This window comes from Geobacillus subterraneus, from assembly GCF_001618685.1.
Lineage (GTDB): Bacteria > Bacillota > Bacilli > Bacillales > Anoxybacillaceae > Geobacillus > Geobacillus subterraneus.
In genome coordinates this window covers 3,205,291-3,224,192 of sequence record NZ_CP014342.1, presented here as the reverse complement: position 1 = coordinate 3,224,192, position 18,902 = coordinate 3,205,291, and the positions used below count along the sequence as shown (strand labels likewise).

Below are 18,902 nucleotides of genomic sequence, written 5' to 3'. Positions count from 1 at the left end.
CTTGCCGACGGGGCCATCCGGCGCGCGAGCGAAGCGGCGCCCGCCATCCGTTCGTTTCTGCCGCCGATTAGGCAGACCGGAACGGAGGAGGTTCAAAAGGGAGGTTTGGACGAATGGAAGAACATGAACAACCGCGCATTCGCGAAGTGAATATTAGCCAAGAAATGCGTTCTTCGTTCCTCGATTATGCAATGAGCGTCATCGTTTCACGGGCCTTGCCGGACGTGCGCGACGGATTGAAACCGGTGCATCGCCGCATTTTGTACGCCATGCACGATCTTGGCATGACCGCTGATAAACCGTACAAAAAATCGGCCCGCATCGTCGGCGAAGTGATCGGGAAATACCACCCGCACGGCGACGCCGCCGTGTACGATACGATGGTGCGCATGGCACAAGATTTCAACTACCGGTACATGCTCGTTGATGGGCACGGCAACTTCGGATCGATCGACGGCGATGCCGCCGCCGCTATGCGTTACACAGAAGCGCGCATGTCGAAAATCGCAATGGAGCTGTTGCGCGATATCAATAAAGACACGATTGACTACCAAGACAACTATGATGGCTCGGAAAAAGAGCCAGTTGTGCTGCCATCCCGGTTTCCGAACTTGCTTGTCAACGGTTCATCGGGCATCGCCGTCGGGATGGCGACGAACATTCCGCCGCATCAACTTGGCGAAGTGATCGACGCCTTGTTGGCGCTAAGCCAAAACCCGGAGATGACAGTCGCTGACTTAATGGAATACATCCCTGGGCCTGATTTTCCGACTGCCGGACAAATTATCGGCCGCAGCGGCATCCGCAAGGCGTATGAAACTGGACGGGGTTCGATTACGTTGCGCGCCAAGGCTGAGATCGAGCAACACGCCAACGGCAAAGAAACGATTATCGTGAGCGAACTCCCTTACCAAGTGAACAAAGCGAAACTGATTGAACGAATCGCTGAACTTGTGCGTGAGAGAAAAATTGACGGGATTACTGATTTGCGCGACGAGTCGGACCGGAGCGGGATGCGCATCGTCATTGAAGTACGGCGGGATGCCAACGCGAAAGTCGTTTTAAACAACTTATACAAACATACAGCATTACAAACGAGTTTCGGAATCAATATGCTCGCCTTGGTCGACGGCGAGCCGAAAGTGCTGAACTTAAAAGAGTGCTTGGAGCATTATTTAACCCATCAAAAAACAGTTATCCGCCGACGGACGGCATTCGAGCTTAAAAAAGCTGAGGCGCGTGCCCACATCTTAGAAGGCTTGCGCATCGCTCTCGATCACCTAGATGAAGTGATCGACCTCATCCGGCGTTCACGAACGACGGAAGCTGCGCGCGAAGGGCTGATGGAGCGATTTTCGCTCAGCGAACGGCAGGCGCAGGCGATTTTGGATATGCGTCTGCAACGGCTGACCGGCCTTGAACGGGAAAAAATCGAACAAGAATATCAAGATCTTGTCCGTCTTATCGCCGAGCTGAGAGCGGTGTTGGCTGACGAAGAGAAAGTGTTGCAAATTATTCGCGACGAGCTTAGCGAGATTAAAGAGCGGTTCAACGATGAGCGGCGTACCGAAATCGTTGTTGGAGCCGTCGAACAGCTCGACGATGAAGACTTAATCCCTCATGAGCATATTGTCATTACGCTCACCCATAAAGGCTATATTAAGCGTCTGCCTTTATCGACGTATCGGAGTCAGAAGCGCGGCGGCCGGGGCGTGCAAGGAATGCACACGGCGGAAGACGATTTTGTCGAACATTTGCTCATTACATCGACCCACGACAACGTGCTGTTTTTCACGAACAAAGGGAAAGTATATCGGGCGAAAGGCTACGAAATCCCGGAGTTCGGCCGAACGGCCAAAGGGCTGCCGATCATTAACTTGCTTGAGCTCGATAAAGATGAGTGGATCAACGCGATGATCCCCATTGAGACATTCGACGACGAACGTTACCTTGTGTTTGCGACAAAACAAGGGATCGCCAAGCGTTCTCCACTTTCCTCCTTCGCCCACATCCGCAACAACGGGTTAATTGCTATTCATTTGCGCGAAGGGGATGAGCTGATTTCCGTCAGGCTGACGGACGGCAAAAAACATTTGATCATTGGCACGAAAAAGGGGATGCTCATCCGCTTCCCGGAAACCGACGTCCGAACGATGGGCCGCAGCGCAACCGGAGTCAAAGCGATCACGCTCGACGGCGACGATGAAGTCGTTGGCATGGAGATTTTAGAAGATCACCACGACGTGCTTGTCGTCACGAAAAAAGGGTTCGGCAAGCGCACCCCAGCTTCGGAATACCGGGTGCAAAGCCGCGGCGGCAAGGGATTGAAAACGTGCAATGTTACAGAAAGAAACGGTTCTGTCGTCGCAGTGACAACGGTCGTCGGCAACGAAGACTTAATAGTGATTACGACCGGCGGCGTGCTCATCCGCATCGCGGTCCATGATATTTCCCGAACAGGGAGAATTGCCCAAGGCGTCAAACTCATTCGCCTCTCCGGCGAAGATGAACACGAATGCGTCGCCACCGTGGCGAAGGTACCCGAGGAAGAAAAAGAGGAAGAGGAAAACCATTTGGCTTAGTTTCTATGACGTTCCGGCCACAAAGGCACGGAGCGTCTTTCCTTTTGGTGCTGAAGCACTCCCATTACAGGAAAAATCATGTTAAGATAAACATAAATGTTATAGGCAGAGGTGCATAAACCGATGGTGCGCGTTAAATTGGACCAGCTTTGCGAAGGCTGTGTGCTTGCTGAGGATGTGCTTGGCAAAACAAAAAAACCGATCATGTTGAAAAACACGGTGATCACGAAGCCCCTGCTGCACGTGCTCAGCAAGTTTCTCATTGATGAAGTGGAGGTCGAACCAGTACTAGTCAATGGTGAGCCCTTCCTTGGGGGCGACCCCTCCTTGACGAAACCCGACGAGCGGCCGGTTATGCTGTATTTAGAGGCAGTGCAACAGTATAAAAGGGTGTTTCAGTCATGGCAATCCGGGTTGCCGGTCGATATCCGCGAAATAAGAGAGATCGCCATCCCGCTGTTCAACAAAATGATAAAGCATAAACGAGAGTTGCTTGTGCTTCATCATTACACAACAAAAGAAGAATATTTATACCATCACGCTGTCAGCGTTGGTTTGCTCGCCGGGTTTCTAGCCATGCAGCTCGGCTACGGCCAAGGCGAATGTCACCAAATCGTGCTTGCTGGCGTTTTATCTGACTGCGGCATGGCCAAAATAAGCAGCCAAATTTTGTTGAAGCCTTCGGCGCTTACCGAGGCAGAGTTCCGTGAAATAGAACAACATCCTATTTTTGGTTACCGAATGGTGCAAAAAATTGCTGCGTTAAACCAAGGAGCAAAATTAGCTGTGCTGCAACACCACGAGCGAAATGACGGCAGCGGATATCCGTTGCGAGTCAAAGCGGAAAAAATTCATCCATATGGCCAAATTATTGCAGTCGCTGACGTATACTATGCAATGACTTCAGAACGTCTGTACCGCCGCAAGCAGTCCCCCCTTCGTGTTATTGAAACAATGCAGCGGGAGCAAGCGGGCAGATTAAATACAGAGGTGGTCGCTTTGCTTTTCAACCATCTAGTCAGCTTGCAAACGGGAACTATGGTCAAACTATCAAACGGTGAAACAGCTGAAGTAGTATTTACTCAGCGCGACGAGCCACTAAGGCCGATCGTCAAGGTGATCGAAACTGAAGAGTTGCTTCCGTTAGCCGAGCACCGAGATCTGTACATCGAGGAAATCTTATCACCTTGATTGAGAAATCCCACCTTAAACCAAAAGCGGGAGATGGATCATCTATTTTCTGTGAAAATCCCGTCGGTAAGCGGTGATTTTCATCCCCGGGTGGAGGGCAAAACGTTGCCCATGGACTTTTTTGTGAACCGTTTATCCAAAAAATACCGTTGCATAAACAACAACAACATGATACAATCAATTTTGCTTGCGAAGACAACGAAATAAAAAAACACTATTGACTTTTCGTTGTCCATACGTTATTATTTAATAGCTGTCATCATTAAGAGATGCAAGGTTCCTTGAAAACTAAACAAAACACAAGCGTCATACGAAAAGCTGAGGCCGCCCGTCTATCGGCGAAACGCGCTGGAGGGCCTGCGAGGAGGCTATCGCCGCCGCAGCAGGACCGAAGCGTCGCGAGTCGATGGCGGCCGAAGCTAGACAATACGAAAAGCTGAGGCCGCGGCGCCTTTGGTGCTGAGGCCGAAGCCAAAGCCAATCAACTTTCTATTGGAGAGTTTGATCCTGGCTCAGGACGAACGCTGGCGGCGTGCCTAATACATGCAAGTCGAGCGGACCGAATGAGAGCTTGCTCTTATTTGGTCAGCGGCGGACGGGTGAGTAACACGTGGGCAACCTGCCCGCAAGACCGGGATAACTCCGGGAAACCGGAGCTAATACCGGATAACACCGAAGACCGCATGGTCTTCGGTTGAAAGGCGGCCTTTGGCTGTCACTTGCGGATGGGCCCGCGGCGCATTAGCTAGTTGGTGAGGTAACGGCTCACCAAGGCGACGATGCGTAGCCGGCCTGAGAGGGTGACCGGCCACACTGGGACTGAGACACGGCCCAGACTCCTACGGGAGGCAGCAGTAGGGAATCTTCCGCAATGGACGAAAGTCTGACGGAGCGACGCCGCGTGAGCGAAGAAGGCCTTCGGGTCGTAAAGCTCTGTTGTGAGGGACGAAGGAGCGCCGTTTGAACAAGGCGGCGCGGTGACGGTACCTCACGAGAAAGCCCCGGCTAACTACGTGCCAGCAGCCGCGGTAATACGTAGGGGGCGAGCGTTGTCCGGAATTATTGGGCGTAAAGCGCGCGCAGGCGGTTCCTTAAGTCTGATGTGAAAGCCCACGGCTCAACCGTGGAGGGTCATTGGAAACTGGGGGACTTGAGTGCAGGAGAGGAGAGCGGAATTCCACGTGTAGCGGTGAAATGCGTAGAGATGTGGAGGAACACCAGTGGCGAAGGCGGCTCTCTGGCCTGTAACTGACGCTGAGGCGCGAAAGCGTGGGGAGCAAACAGGATTAGATACCCTGGTAGTCCACGCCGTAAACGATGAGTGCTAAGTGTTAGAGGGGTCACACCCTTTAGTGCTGCAGCTAACGCGATAAGCACTCCGCCTGGGGAGTACGGCCGCAAGGCTGAAACTCAAAGGAATTGACGGGGGCCCGCACAAGCGGTGGAGCATGTGGTTTAATTCGAAGCAACGCGAAGAACCTTACCAGGTCTTGACATCCCCTGACAACCCAAGAGATTGGGCGTTCCCCCTTCGGGGGGACAGGGTGACAGGTGGTGCATGGTTGTCGTCAGCTCGTGTCGTGAGATGTTGGGTTAAGTCCCGCAACGAGCGCAACCCTTGCCTCTAGTTGCCAGCATTCAGTTGGGCACTCTAGAGGGACTGCCGGCGAAAAGTCGGAGGAAGGTGGGGATGACGTCAAATCATCATGCCCCTTATGACCTGGGCTACACACGTGCTACAATGGGCGGTACAAAGGGCTGCGAACCCGCGAGGGGGAGCGAATCCCAAAAAGCCGCTCTCAGTTCGGATTGCAGGCTGCAACTCGCCTGCATGAAGCCGGAATCGCTAGTAATCGCGGATCAGCATGCCGCGGTGAATACGTTCCCGGGCCTTGTACACACCGCCCGTCACACCACGAGAGCTTGCAACACCCGAAGTCGGTGAGGTAACCCTTACGGGAGCCAGCCGCCGAAGGTGGGGCAAGTGATTGGGGTGAAGTCGTAACAAGGTAGCCGTACCGGAAGGTGCGGCTGGATCACCTCCTTTCTAAGGACGAAAAGCGGAGGCCGCCCGCCTATCGGCGAAACGTGCTGGAGGGCCTGCGAGGAGGCTATGCCGCCGCAGCAGGGCCAAAGCGTCGCGAGCCGATGGCGGCCGGAGCTAGACAGTCGGTTTGATATATAATGACGCTTGTTGTTTTGTTTAGTTTTGAGGGAATGGGTTATTCTCTGCACATACATTATGGGCCTATAGCTCAGCTGGTCAGAGCGCACGCCTGATAAGCGTGAGGTCGGTGGTTCAAGTCCACTTAGGCCCATCCTATATTGCGGGGCCTTAGCTCAGCTGGGAGAGCGCCTGCTTTGCACGCAGGAGGTCATCGGTTCGATCCCGATAGGCTCCACCATTTTAAGTGAACAGAAATCGTTCCTTGAAAACTAGATAACCGGAAAAGCTGAGGTGCCGCGGTTAGCTCTCGAAGCCAAATGTTCTTCACCCGCAGGGATGCTTGCATCCCAAGGGGGGAGGTTATTTGGCAGAAGAGAGCTAGGTGCCGAAGCTAGACAATAAGGAAGAAGCCGAGATGCTTTAGGTTAAGCTAGAAAGGGCGCACGGTGGATGCCTTGGCACTAGGAGCCGATGAAGGACGGGGCAAACGCCGAAACGCTCCGGGGAGCTGTAAGCAAGCGTTGATCCGGAGATGTCCGAATGGGGGAACCCCCTGTCCGTAATGGGACAGGATCCATGCCTGAATCCATAGGGCATGGAGGGCACACCCGGGGAACTGAAACATCTTAGTACCCGGAGGAGAAGAAAGCAAACGCGATTCCCTGAGTAGCGGCGAGCGAAACGGGAACAGCCCAAACCAAGAGGCGTGCCTCTTGGGGTTGTAGGACCGCTCATATGGGAGTGAGAAAGGAACGGGGTAGACGAACCGGTCTGGAACGGCCGGCCAGAGAAGGTGAGAGCCCTGTAGTCGAAACTTCGTTCCCTCCCGAGCGGCTCCTGAGTACGGCGGGACACGGGAAATCCCGTCGGAAGCAGGGAGGACCATCTCCCAAGGCTAAATACTCCCTAGTGACCGATAGTGAACCAGTACCGTGAGGGAAAGGTGAAAAGCACCCCGGAAGGGGAGTGAAAGAGAACCTGAAACCGTGTGCCTACAAGTAGTCAGAGCCCGTTCATGGGTGATGGCGTGCCTTTTGTAGAATGAACCGGCGAGTGACGATGGCGTGCGAGGTTAAGCCAGGAAGGCGGAGCCGCAGCGAAAGCGAGTCTGAACAGGGCGCATGAGTACGTCGTCGTCGACCCGAAACCAGGTGATCTACCCATGTCCAGGGTGAAGGCCGGGTAACACCGGCTGGAGGCCCGAACCCACGCACGTTGAAAAGTGCGGGGATGAGGTGTGGGTAGGGGTGAAATGCCAATCGAACTTGGAGATAGCTGGTTCTCCCCGAAATAGCTTTAGGGCTAGCCTCAAGGCAAGAGTGTTGGAGGTAGAGCACTGATTGGGCTAGGGGCCCTCATCGGGTTACCGAACCCAGTCAAACTCCGAATGCCAATGACTTATCCTTGGGAGTCAGACTGCGAGTGATAAGATCCGTGGTCAAGAGGGAAACAGCCCAGATCGCCAGCTAAGGCCCCTAAGTGCACGTTCAGTGGAAAAGGATGTGGAGTTGCGAAGACAACCAGGATGTTGGCTTAGAAGCAGCCACCATTTAAAGAGTGCGTAATAGCTCACTGGTCGAGTGACTCTGCGCCGAAAATGTACCGGGGCTAAACGTGCCGCCGAAGCTGCGGGATGACCGTTGGTCATCGGTAGGGGAGCGTTCTAAGGGCAGAGAAGCCAGACCGGAAGGACTGGTGGAGCGCTTAGAAGTGAGAATGCCGGTATGAGTAGCGAAAACAGAGGTGAGAATCCTCTGCGCCGAAAGCCTAAGGGTTCCTGAGGAAGGTTCGTCCGCTCAGGGTTAGTCGGGACCTAAGCCGAGGCCGAAAGGCGTAGGTGATGGACAACAGGTTGAGATTCCTGTACCACCTCCTTCCCGTTTGAGCGATGGGGGGACGCAGGAGGATAGGGTGAGCAGGCGGCTGGAAGAGCCTGTCCAAGCAGTGAGGCTGGCCAGTAGGCAAATCCGCTGGCCGTAAGGCTAAGCTGTGATGGCGACGGATTCGATCCGGAAGTCCCTGATTCCACACTGCCAAGAAAAGCCTCTAGCGAGGGAAGAGGTGCCCGTACCGCAAACCGACACAGGTAGGCGAGGAGAGAATCCTAAGGCGCGCGGGAGAACTCTCGTTAAGGAACTCGGCAAAATGACCCCGTAACTTCGGGAGAAGGGGTGCTCTTTCGGGTGAAGAGCCTGGAAGAGCCGCAGTGAAAAGGCCCAAGCGACTGTTTATCAAAAACACAGGTCTCTGCGAAGCCGAAAGGCGAAGTATAGGGGCTGACACCTGCCCGGTGCTGGAAGGTTAAGGGGAGCGCTTAGCGCAAGCGAAGGTGCGAACCGAAGCCCCAGTAAACGGCGGCCGTAACTATAACGGTCCTAAGGTAGCGAAATTCCTTGTCGGGTAAGTTCCGACCCGCACGAAAGGTGTAACGACTTGGGCACTGTCTCAACGAGAGACCCGGTGAAATTATACTACCTGTGAAGATGCAGGTTACCCGCGACAGGACGGAAAGACCCCGTGGAGCTTTACTGCAGCCTGATATGGAATTTTGGTATCGCTTGTACAGGATAGGTGGGAGCCTGGGAAGCCGGAGCGCCAGCTTCGGTGGAGGCGTCGGTGGGATACCACCCTGGCGGTATTGAAATTCTAACCCGCACCCCTTAGCGGGGTGGGAGACAGTGTCAGGTGGGCAGTTTGACTGGGGCGGTCGCCTCCCAAAAGGTAACGGAGGCGCCCAAAGGTTCCCTCAGAATGGTTGGAAATCATTCGGAGAGTGCAAAGGCACAAGGGAGCTTGACTGCGAGACGGACAGGTCGAGCAGGGACGAAAGTCGGGCTTAGTGATCCGGTGGTTCCGCATGGAAGGGCCATCGCTCAACGGATAAAAGCTACCCCGGGGATAACAGGCTGATCTCCCCCAAGAGTCCACATCGACGGGGAGGTTTGGCACCTCGATGTCGGCTCATCGCATCCTGGGGCTGTAGTCGGTCCCAAGGGTTGGGCTGTTCGCCCATTAAAGCGGTACGCGAGCTGGGTTCAGAACGTCGTGAGACAGTTCGGTCCCTATCCGTCGCGGGCGCAGGAAATTTGAGAGGAGCTGTCCTTAGTACGAGAGGACCGGGATGGACGCACCGCTGGTGTACCAGTTGTCCCGCCAGGGGCACCGCTGGGTAGCTATGTGCGGACGGGATAAGCGCTGAAAGCATCTAAGCGTGAAGCCCCCCTCAAGATGAGATTTCCCATCGCGTTAGGCGAGTAAGATCCCTCGAAGATGACGAGGTCGATAGGTCCGAGGTGGAAGCGTGGCGACACGTGGAGCTGACGGATACTAATCGATCGAGGGCTTAACCTAGAAAAGCGGAGGCCGCCTGCTTATCGGCGAAACGCGCTGGAGGGCCTGCGAGGAGGCTCGAACCAAGCAAAGCTTGGTTCTGCGTGGGTGGTGTCACAGGAGCGTATGCAATGTGTCGCCGCCGCAGCAGGACCGAAGCGTCGCGAGCCGATGGCGGCCGGAGCTAGACAGTACGAAAAGCAGAGGCCGCCTGCTTATCGGCGAAACGCGCTGGAGGGCCTGCGAGGAGGCTCGAACCAAGCAAAGCTTGGTTCTGCGTGGGTGGTGCCACAGGAGCGTATGCAATGTGTCGCCGCCGCAGCAGGACCGAAGCGTCGCGAGCCGATGGCGGCCGGAGCTAGACAAAAAGCGGAAGCGCCGCGGCTTCTTCCCCCACACGGTTATCTAGTTTTGAGGGAATGATCCCACAACATTATATCGCCTAGTGGTGATAGCGGAGAGGAAACACCCGTTCCCATCCCGAACACGGAAGTTAAGCTCTCCAGCGCCGATGGTAGTTGGGGCCAGCGCCCCTGCAAGAGTAGGTCGCTGCTAGGCGAAGAAGTCCCCTGCTGTTTTAAACAGCAGGGGATTTTTCATTTGGTTTAGCCAAAAACTTTTGCATTAAATATTCGTTCAACAATAACGGAGCTTTTTCTGCCGACACCGAAAGGAATTGAAGGATAAAAATGTACGCCTTGCTCGAGTAGGAGTGGAGGAGTTCGCTCCACCATTCGGTCTCGTAGCGGGAAATCATGCTTAAGTTGTACAACAACAAGTAATGGGCGTGGATCTCCGGGAGAGTAAAAATTTTTTCTTTCTTGGTCGGGATATAGTATGTTCCGTTAAGATGAAATAAAAACGGACCCTCTCCAACGGAAGATAGCGGCATCGCTGTCTCAAAATAGAGAAATTCTCCTTCCTCTTTGATGAAGACGAGCTGTCTTCCTTGTCCCTCTTCACCAATATATTGGACAAATCGGGGCAAAGTCATATGGTAGTGATCTAAAATTGTTTTTGGGATGGCCAGCATCGACGGTGAAACGGTATGTACAATCGGCAAAGATAATGGCTTTTTCCGTCCATTTAGAGAGAAAAACGTTTCATGCAGCTCGCAAATCCGTTGCAACAGCGTGCCCATGCGAAACTTTTCTCCGGCTTCTTGTTTCACATGAAACATTTTTTCAGAAAAATGAGTGAACAAACCGTTTTTCTGTACTTTTACTTCGTCATCTAAAAATTCATAGCCTTGTTTTTTTCGTTTTCTCGTTGACACTCCGTGGGCTAAAACGGATGTCGATTCCGGGTAATCGGGGTCGACGGTAAGCAGGCAAGCTTTTAACAGCTGCACCATGCCGTAAAATAAAAGAACCGGTTTGATCGACAGCGGCGCCTGTTGGGCGGCGGCGTAGAAGTTTTGCCCGTGTTCCAAATAATATAAAAACGGGTAACAGTTCGTATAACTTCGTTGAACCGCGTCGTCGCGCCCCTGCTGCTTGTAGCATTGCTGTAAAAAGTGTTGCGCGGTATCCGCGGAGCGGAAAACAGAAAGGCTGAACGCCCTATTCGTATTTCCGAACATTTTTACCCCCCTTATGGCTAAATTGTAGGCAAATAACTGAAAAGTTGGACATTTTTTTGATTCCTTGACAGTAGTTTAACCAGTTGTTAAGCTACTAATAATATTTCCGGACAAGGGGGAGAAAACATGTGGGAAGCGAAATTCGCAAAGGAAGGATTGACGTTTGACGATGTTCTTCTCATTCCGGCAAAATCTGATGTGCTGCCGCGCGATGTTGATGTCACGACGAGGCTGAGCGACACACTGCAGTTGAACATCCCGATTATTAGCGCTGGCATGGATACAGTTACTGAGGCGGAAATGGCGATTGCGATGGCGCGTCAAGGCGGTCTTGGTGTCATTCACAAAAACATGCCGATTGAGCAGCAGGCCGAGCAAGTCGACAAAGTAAAACGGTCGGAACGGGGGGTTATTACTGATCCGTTTTTCTTAACGCCTGATCATCAAGTGTACGATGCGGAGCATTTAATGAGCAAATATCGCATCTCAGGCGTACCGATCGTGAACAACGTTGAGGAACAAAAGCTTGTCGGCATTATTACGAACCGCGATTTGCGCTTTATTCAAGACTACTCGATTAAAATTTCCGAGGTAATGACGAAAGAAAATTTGATTACGGCCCCAGTTGGAACAACGTTGGAGGAAGCGGAGAAAATTTTGCAAAAGCATAAAGTCGAAAAATTGCCGCTCGTTGATGAAAACGGAATACTAAAAGGGTTAATTACCATCAAGGATATTGAGAAAGTGATTGAGTTCCCGAACTCAGCGAAGGACGCAAAAGGACGTCTTGTCGTCGGGGCGGCTGTCGGAGTGACGGCGGACACGATGATCCGCGTTAAAAAGCTTGTTGAGGCAGGGGTTGACGTCATTGTCGTCGATACAGCGCACGGCCACTCGAAAGGTGTCCTCGAGACAGTGGCTACTATCCGCCGCCAGTATCCGGATTTAGACATTGTCGCTGGCAATGTCGCGACAGCTGAGGCGACGCGCGACTTAATTGAGGCGGGGGCGAACATTATCAAAGTCGGGATCGGTCCAGGCTCTATCTGCACGACACGGGTTGTCGCCGGGGTTGGGGTGCCGCAAATTACAGCGATTTACGACTGTGCGACAGAGGCGCGCAAGTATGGCGTCCCGATTATTGCCGATGGCGGGATCAAGTATTCCGGCGACATCGTGAAGGCGATCGCGGCTGGGGCGCATGCCGTTATGCTTGGCAGTTTGCTTGCCGGCGTCTCGGAAAGCCCAGGTGAGACAGAAATTTATCAAGGACGCCGCTTTAAAGTGTACCGGGGCATGGGATCGGTTGCAGCGATGGAGCGCGGCAGCAAGGACCGCTATTTCCAAGAGGAAGCGAAAAAGTTTGTCCCAGAAGGCATCGAAGGGCGTGTGCCATACAAAGGACCGCTTGCGGATACGATTTATCAGCTTGTCGGCGGACTGCGCGCTGGTATGGGCTATTGCGGGACGCGAAACTTGGATGAGTTGCGGGAGAAAACGCAGTTTATCCGCATGACGGGCGCGGGACTCCGCGAAAGCCATCCGCACGACGTGCAAATTACGAAAGAAGCGCCAAACTACTCCGCGTTTTAACTTCCCTCCGAAAGAAGTCTCCTACTTCTAAACGTGAAGGTGCGCCAGCACCAGTGAAAGTGGGAGATGAATTTCGGTTGGCGTTAGCCAACGAATATGATAGAATATGGCTAGAACGGACACCTTCGGAACGAAGGGAAGCGTAAAGGGTTCTTGTGTGTGGCTTACCGTTCAGCGAACACACACAAGTCGCTTGAAGCCCCCACCTCTAAGCGAAGCGTAGGTGGTGGGTAGTTCACGCGAGGTTGCGCCAATTGACCTAACTTTGACGGAGACATGCCCTCCGTCTATTTTTTTGGCTGTCCATATGTTACAATAACGGTTGTGTAAGGAGGGTGCGACGTGAAGACGAGGAAACGAAACTGGTTTTTTTGGCTGCTGTCGATTTGTCTTTGTTTGACATTATGGCCGTTTCAACGAACGGTGAAAGCGGAGAGCGCACCGCTTGATATTCGGGCGGACGCCGCTATTTTAGTGGACGCGCAAACGGGAAGGATTTTGTACGAAAAGAATATTGATACGGTGCTTGGCATTGCCAGTATGACGAAAATGATGACTGAATATTTGCTTCTTGACGCCATTAAAGCGAAACGTGTTAAATGGGACCAAACGTATACGCCAAGCGATTACGTATATCGGTTGTCGCAGGATCGGACGCTGTCAAACGTCCCGCTGCGTAAAGACGGGCAATATACGGTTCACGAGCTGTATGAGGCGATGGCCATCTATTCAGCGAACGCGGCAACGGTCGCGATCGCCGAAATCATTGCCGGATCGGAGAAAAATTTTGTGCGAATGATGAACGAAAAAGCGAAGGAGCTCGGACTCAAAGATTATAAATTTGTCAATGCCACCGGGTTAAGTAACAGCGACTTAAAGGGATTCCATCCGGAAGGAACAAGTCAGGACGAGGAGAACGTCATGTCTGCACGGGCGATGGCGACGCTTGCCTATCGGCTGTTGAAAGATCATCCAGAAGTGCTGGAAACAGCGAGTATCCCAAGAAAACTGTTCCGAGAAGGAACAGAAGATGAAATCAAGATGGACAACTGGAACTGGATGCTGCCAGGGCTTGTGTACGGATATGAAGGGGTAGACGGGTTAAAAACCGGCTATACAGAGTTTGCTGGCAATTGCTTCACCGGAACAGCAAAGCGGAACGGTGTGCGCCTCATTTCTGTTGTCATGAACGCGAAAGACGCGAGCGGAAAAACGACGAAAGAGGCGCGCTTTGAGGAGACGGAAAAACTATTTAACTATGGATTTAATCAATACTCGCTTCAAACGCTTTATCCGAAGGGATATCAGCTGAAAGGAAAAGAGACGCTTCCAGTCGTGAAAGGGAAAGAAAAAGAAGTTCGTGTCGCCACGGCCAAAAAGCTATCGCTGCTAGTGAGACACGGCGAGGAAAAACAGTACAAACCGGTCTATGTATTGGATAAGAAAAAGATGACAAATGAGGGCGAGTTGACCGCTCCGTTGAAAAAGGGAGAGACGGTCGGATATATGACGCTTGAATATAAGGGAGATGACTCTCTTGCCTTTTTGAGCCCGGACATGCAAAAAAACATTCGTGTGCCGCTTGTGACGACCGTTGAGGTGGAAAAAGCAAACTGGTTTGTGCTCTCCATGCGTGCGATCGGCGGACTGTTTGCCGACTTATGGACGAGCGCTGCGAAAACGGTGAAAGGCTGGCTGTAAAACGACTCCCCTGCCGGGGGAGCTTTTTTCCATTGTGATTTTTGTAAAAATTGAGGTAAAATAAAACAGTGGAATCATCCTTTTGCGTACATGGCAAAGCATAAGGATAGGAATAGGGGGAATCAACGTTGGCATTGACAGGCACAGACCGCGTCAAACGCGGCATGGCGGAAATGCAAAAAGGCGGCGTCATTATGGACGTCGTCAACGCAGAACAGGCTAAAATTGCTGAGGCGGCAGGGGCTGTCGCGGTTATGGCGCTCGAGCGCGTCCCGGCGGACATTCGCGCTGCCGGCGGCGTCGCGCGCATGGCGGACCCGACGGTGGTCGAAGAAGTGATGAACGCTGTGTCGATCCCGGTCATGGCGAAAGTGCGCATCGGTCATTATGTGGAAGCGCGTGTCCTTGAGGCGCTCGGCGTTGACTATATCGACGAAAGCGAAGTGTTGACGCCGGCTGATGAGGAATTCCATATCGATAAACGGCAGTTTACGGTTCCATTTGTATGTGGGTGCCGCGACTTAGGTGAGGCCGCCCGCCGCATTGCGGAAGGGGCGTCGATGCTGCGGACAAAAGGGGAGCCGGGGACAGGCAACATCGTTGAGGCGGTGCGCCATATGCGCAAAGTCAACGCGCAAATCCGCAAAGTCGTCAGCATGAGCGAGGACGAGCTTGTCGCTGAGGCGAAGCAGCTTGGGGCTCCGGTCGAAGTGTTGCGTGAAATCAAACGGCTTGGCCGCCTCCCGGTCGTCAATTTCGCCGCCGGTGGTGTCGCGACACCGGCTGACGCCGCTCTCATGATGCACTTAGGCGCAGACGGCGTCTTTGTCGGGTCAGGCATTTTTAAATCGGAAAACCCGGAAAAATATGCGCGCGCGATCGTTGAAGCGACGACTCATTACGAGGACTACGAGCTGATCGCCCACTTATCCAAAGGGTTGGGCGGCGCGATGCGCGGCATCGATGTCGCGACGTTGCTGCCGGAGCACCGCATGCAAGAACGCGGCTGGTAAAGCCATGCAAAGGAGTAAAGGGACGATGAAAATAGGTGTACTCGGACTGCAAGGGGCCGTGCAAGAACATATCCACGCCATTGAGGCGTGCGGCGCCGAGGCGGTCATCGTGAAAAAGCCGGAGCAGCTCGCTGGACTCGATGGACTCGTGTTGCCGGGCGGCGAAAGCACGACGATGCGGCGCCTCATTGACCGGTACGGACTCATGGAGCCGCTGAAGCAATTTGCCGCCGACGGCAAGCCGATGTTCGGCACGTGCGCCGGGCTCATTTTGCTGGCGAAACGAATCGTCGGTTACGACGAGCCGCACTTAGGTTTGATGGACATTACGGTTGAACGGAACTCGTTCGGACGGCAGCGGGAAAGCTTTGAAGCGGAGCTGTCGATTAAAGGGGTCGGCGACGGGTTCGTCGGCGTCTTCATCCGTGCGCCGCACATCGTCGAGGTCGGAGACGGGGTCGATGTCCTCGCGACATACAACGACCGCATTGTCGCGGCTCGGCAAGGCCAATTTCTTGGCTGCTCGTTCCACCCCGAACTGACCGATGACCATCGATTCATGCAATACTTCTTAAATATGGTCAAGGAAGCAAAAACGATATCAAGCGTATAGTGAATGCGAACGCGATGAGAGGAACTAGTAGCAGGCATCCCTCCTTTCAGAGAGCTGGTGGTTGGTGCGAACCGGCAGGCGGCGCCTGTGAATCCATCCTCGAGCAAAATGCTGAACACCTGAGCGGTCAGTAGGCGTTTTCGGCAGCCGCCGTTATCGGCATGAGCGGAAGGCGTAACGGCCTTCAATGAGGGTGGCACCGCGGGAACGCTCCCGTCCCTTTTTTGGGACGGGAGCGTTTTTATGTATAATAAATGGTGGGTAAGGAGGTAAAACAAATGTTGGATGTAAAATTACTGCGCACTCAATTTCAAGAGGTAAAAGAAAAGCTGATGCAGCGGGGCGGGGACTTGGCCCACATCGACCGGTTCGAGCAGCTCGACAAAGAGCGCCGTCGCTTGATCGCTGAGGCCGAGGAACTCAAAAGCAAACGCAATGATGTGTCGCAACAAATCGCCGTCTTAAAGCGCGAAAAAAAGGACGCTGAACCGTTGATCGCTGAAATGCGTGAAGTCGGTGATCGCATTAAAGAGATGGATGAGCAAATTCGCCACCTTGAGGAAGAGCTCAACAGCCTTCTTTTGTCGATTCCAAACGTGCCGCATGAGTCCGTGCCGGTCGGCCAATCGGAAGAAGATAACGTTGAAGTGAGAAGATGGGGAGAACCACGCTCGTTTCCGTTTGAACCGAAGCCGCATTGGGACATTGCTGACCAGCTCGGTTTGCTTGATTTTGAGCGGGCCGCCAAAGTGGCAGGAAGCCGGTTTGTGTTTTATAAGGGGCTAGGGGCTCGTCTTGAGCGGGCATTAATCAACTTTATGCTCGACATTCATCTCGATGAGTTTGGTTACCAAGAGGTGTTGCCGCCGTATTTAGTGAACCGGGCGAGCATGATCGGAACCGGGCAGCTTCCGAAGTTTGCTGAGGATGCGTTTCATTTGGACGGCGAAGACTATTTTCTCATTCCGACAGCGGAAGTGCCGGTGACGAACTTGCATCGCGATGAAATTTTAGCGGCTGACGATTTGCCGCTTTACTATGCGGCTTACAGTGCGTGCTTCCGCGCCGAAGCCGGATCGGCTGGCCGCGACACGAGGGGGCTCATTCGCCAGCACCAATTCAATAAAGTCGAGCTCGTCAAGTTCGTCAAGCCGGAGGATTCATATGACGAGTTGGAAAAATTGACGCGCCAAGCGGAAACGATCTTGCAGCGGCTTGGGCTTCCGTATCGTGTCGTCGCCTTGTGTACAGGGGATCTTGGATTTTCCGCGGCAAAGACGTATGATATTGAGGTGTGGCTGCCAAGCTATGGTACGTACCGGGAAATTTCGTCGTGCAGCAACTTCGAGGCGTTCCAGGCGCGCCGCGCCAATATCCGCTTCCGCCGCGAGCCGAAAGCAAAGCCGGAGTATGTGCATACGCTAAACGGCTCAGGGCTGGCGATCGGGCGCACCGTTGCCGCCATTTTGGAAAACTACCAGCAAGAAGATGGATCGGTCGTGATCCCGGAAGCGCTCCGTCCGTACATGGGGAACCGGGATGTCATTCGCTGAACAAAAGGTGCTAAGTAAATCGTTAGTTGACTTTTCCCGGCAACCGTGTTATAGTGAATGACGTTGGCAACGAGGATAAAGGGACGGCGGACGCCGATTTCTTGTTCTCAGCCACGGCGATAACGAACAATACTGACGCGCATAAGAGGAGATTGCCACCCGAAACGGCTGATCAAAATGGCGTTTCCCGCCATAAAAAAACCCGCCAGGCGAAGGCGGGTTTTTTTATTGTTTTTGGTCTTAGCGGCACTATTTTTTCACCACTGTGAATTGATCGGCGATTAGCAGCCAGTTTTGCGGGAAGTCAAGACCTAGTTTCCAGTAACTGACTCCACGCAAACCAAGTTCTTTGACTAAATGAAACTTCGCTTGGATGGAACGGGCATCTTCAAACCATACTTCATGTTCGCGGCCGTTCTCATCGCGATAGCGAAAGTGGGGCGCCTGCGCCTCGATGTCGTATTCAATGGCGACGTTATATCTTGCAGCGAGGGCGATGGCTTGCTGCGGGCTAATAGCTCGGGCGTATGGACCGCCCGGTACGTACGGCAACGTCCAGTCATAGCCATACAAGTTTTGCCCCATTAAAATTTTTCCTGCCGGCATTTCCGAAATGGCATACTCAAGTACGCGTCGAACCGGTCCGATTGGCGAAACAGGCATTGGCGGTCCGCCGCTGTAACCCCACTCGTACGTCATAATGACGACAAAATCAGCAATTTGTCCGTGGGCGCGGTAATCGTGCGCCTCATACCAGCGCCCGCGTTGGGTCGCACTCGTTTTTGGCGCTAAAGCGGTCGACATCAACCACCCTTCTCGTTCAAACCGCCGTTTCGCCTTGCGCAAAAAGGCGTTGTATGCCTCGCGGTCTTCCGGGCGCAAATATTCAAAATCGAAATGAATGTCGCGAAAGCCGTAACGTCTGGCGGTCGCGACAATGTTGTCGAGCAGGCGGTTTTGCAGTGTCTCATTCGTTAAAATGAGCGCACCGAGCTCGTCGCTGAACTGTCCGTTCTCAATGTTGGCGACAACCATAACAAGCGTGACGCGGTTGGCGCGGGCGATGGCCGGAAAGTCGTCAAGCGGCGGCCCTTGCAGTGTCGCGTCGCGCCGGATGGAAAAATAAAAGGGGCTTAAATAGGTCAAATACGGGGCAGCCTCGCGGGCGCTCGCTTCCAGTGCTGGGCTGACGGTCGTTCCGCGCGGCTCGATATACGCGTTAAACTCCGCCCTCCGCTTGGCGCCGGGAGGGATGTACAGCCGCTGACCGACCCGCAGCGGGGCATTTAACGAGAGGCGGTTCACCTCTGCAAGCCGCTGCATCGGAATGGAGAATCGGCGCGCAATCGACCATAAACTGTCGCCGCGCTGCACCCAATAAAAACGGCCGACGATCGGGATGACGAGCGTCTGGCCGACAACAAGTTCATCAGGATTTGGAAGCTTGTTGGCCCGGACAATTTCCTCGACGGTCGTTCCGTATGCCTCAGCGATCCCGCTCAACGTTTGTCCGCTCTGTATGACATGGATTTGCATACTTAACCTCCTAGTTGCGTCTTTATTCTCCATATTTTATG

Annotated in this window: 9 protein-coding genes, 2 tRNA genes, 3 rRNA genes and 1 other annotated feature; of the genes, 12 read left to right on the top strand and 2 right to left on the bottom strand. The window is 53.5% G+C overall.

Features of this window, described 5'->3' with window-relative positions; all coding sequences use genetic code 11:
• The first annotated feature begins 113 nt into the window (after nt 1–113).
• From gyrA to rrf, 7 genes are all read left to right on the top strand, one after another.
• Nucleotides 114–2,582: a DNA gyrase subunit A gene (gyrA, locus tag GS3922_RS15735; protein WP_063167080.1), complete on the top strand. Its 2,469-nt coding sequence runs from the start codon at nt 114–116 to the stop codon at nt 2,580–2,582.
• A 123-nt stretch (nt 2,583–2,705) separates the two neighbouring features.
• Complete coding sequence (locus tag GS3922_RS15730) at nt 2,706–3,773, top strand: HD-GYP domain-containing protein (RefSeq protein WP_063167079.1); 1,068 nt, start codon at nt 2,706–2,708, stop codon at nt 3,771–3,773.
• A gap of 489 nt (nt 3,774–4,262) precedes the next feature.
• Nucleotides 4,263–5,820: ribosomal RNA gene (locus tag GS3922_RS15725) — 16S ribosomal RNA — on the top strand.
• 197 nt (nt 5,821–6,017) lie between these two features.
• Nucleotides 6,018–6,091: transfer RNA gene (locus GS3922_RS15720), tRNA-Ile, on the top strand.
• Between the two features lie 11 nt (nt 6,092–6,102).
• Nucleotides 6,103–6,178: transfer RNA gene (locus GS3922_RS15715), tRNA-Ala, on the top strand.
• Nucleotides 6,179–6,363: 185 nt separating this feature from the next.
• A 23S ribosomal RNA gene (locus GS3922_RS15710) occupies nt 6,364–9,291 on the top strand.
• A gap of 420 nt (nt 9,292–9,711) precedes the next feature.
• Nucleotides 9,712–9,828 (top strand): 5S ribosomal RNA (rrf, locus tag GS3922_RS15705).
• The 16S, 23S and 5S rRNA genes sit together here with 2 tRNA genes alongside, the layout of an rRNA operon.
• Nucleotides 9,829–9,847: 19 nt before the next feature.
• On the opposite strand, the gene GS3922_RS15700 is transcribed toward rrf, so the two are convergent.
• A complete protein-coding gene (locus GS3922_RS15700; RefSeq protein WP_063167078.1) occupies nt 9,848–10,852 on the bottom strand; it encodes a YaaC family protein in 1,005 nt (334 codons plus the stop codon).
• Between the two features lie 126 nt (nt 10,853–10,978).
• Here GS3922_RS15700 and guaB point away from each other — a divergent pair, with 126 nt between their 5' ends.
• The 5 genes from guaB to serS all read left to right on the top strand — a co-directional run bounded on the left by guaB (nt 10,979) and on the right by serS (nt 17,325).
• Nucleotides 10,979–12,445 (top strand): IMP dehydrogenase, encoded by a 1,467-nt coding sequence (gene guaB / locus GS3922_RS15695; RefSeq protein ID WP_063167077.1) that lies wholly within the window; start codon nt 10,979–10,981, stop codon nt 12,443–12,445.
• Between the two features lie 342 nt (nt 12,446–12,787).
• A complete protein-coding gene (locus tag GS3922_RS15690; RefSeq protein WP_063167076.1) occupies nt 12,788–14,146 on the top strand; it encodes a serine hydrolase in 1,359 nt (452 codons plus the stop codon).
• Between the two features lie 128 nt (nt 14,147–14,274).
• The gene (pdxS, locus tag GS3922_RS15685; protein WP_033018342.1) at nt 14,275–15,159 is read left to right on the top strand and encodes a pyridoxal 5'-phosphate synthase lyase subunit PdxS; all 885 of its coding nucleotides are present in this window, start codon (nt 14,275–14,277) and stop codon (nt 15,157–15,159) included.
• 25 nt (nt 15,160–15,184) lie between these two features.
• A complete protein-coding gene (pdxT, locus tag GS3922_RS15680) occupies nt 15,185–15,772 on the top strand; it encodes a pyridoxal 5'-phosphate synthase glutaminase subunit PdxT (protein ID WP_063167075.1) in 588 nt (195 codons plus the stop codon).
• A 5-nt stretch (nt 15,773–15,777) separates the two neighbouring features.
• Nucleotides 15,778–15,996, top strand: a binding site (T-box leader).
• A gap of 54 nt (nt 15,997–16,050) precedes the next feature.
• Nucleotides 16,051–17,325, top strand: a complete 1,275-nt coding sequence (gene serS, locus GS3922_RS15675) for a serine--tRNA ligase (RefSeq protein ID WP_063167074.1) — start codon at nt 16,051–16,053, stop codon at nt 17,323–17,325.
• Between the two features lie 249 nt (nt 17,326–17,574).
• Here serS and GS3922_RS15670 read toward each other — a convergent pair whose 3' ends face one another.
• Nucleotides 17,575–18,861, bottom strand: coding sequence for a glycoside hydrolase family 18 protein (locus tag GS3922_RS15670; protein ID WP_063167073.1), 1,287 nt, complete (start codon nt 18,859–18,861; stop codon nt 17,575–17,577).
• Between the last annotated feature and the right edge of the window lie 41 nt (nt 18,862–18,902).

Bases quoted from the DNA above. Each gene is read 5' to 3' on its own strand.
- gyrA (WP_063167080.1), top strand. From the start codon at position 114: ATGGAAGAACATGAACAACCGCGCATTCGCGAAGTGAATATTAGCCAA.
- GS3922_RS15730 (WP_063167079.1), top strand. From the start codon at position 2,706: ATGGTGCGCGTTAAATTGGACCAGCTTTGCGAAGGCTGTGTGCTTGCT.
- GS3922_RS15700 (WP_063167078.1), bottom strand. From the start codon at position 10,852: ATGTTCGGAAATACGAATAGGGCGTTCAGCCTTTCTGTTTTCCGCTCC.
- guaB (WP_063167077.1), top strand. From the start codon at position 10,979: ATGTGGGAAGCGAAATTCGCAAAGGAAGGATTGACGTTTGACGATGTT.
- pdxT (WP_063167075.1), top strand. From the start codon at position 15,185: ATGAAAATAGGTGTACTCGGACTGCAAGGGGCCGTGCAAGAACATATC.
- serS (WP_063167074.1), top strand. From the start codon at position 16,051: ATGTTGGATGTAAAATTACTGCGCACTCAATTTCAAGAGGTAAAAGAA.
- GS3922_RS15670 (WP_063167073.1), bottom strand. From the start codon at position 18,861: ATGCAAATCCATGTCATACAGAGCGGACAAACGTTGAGCGGGATCGCT.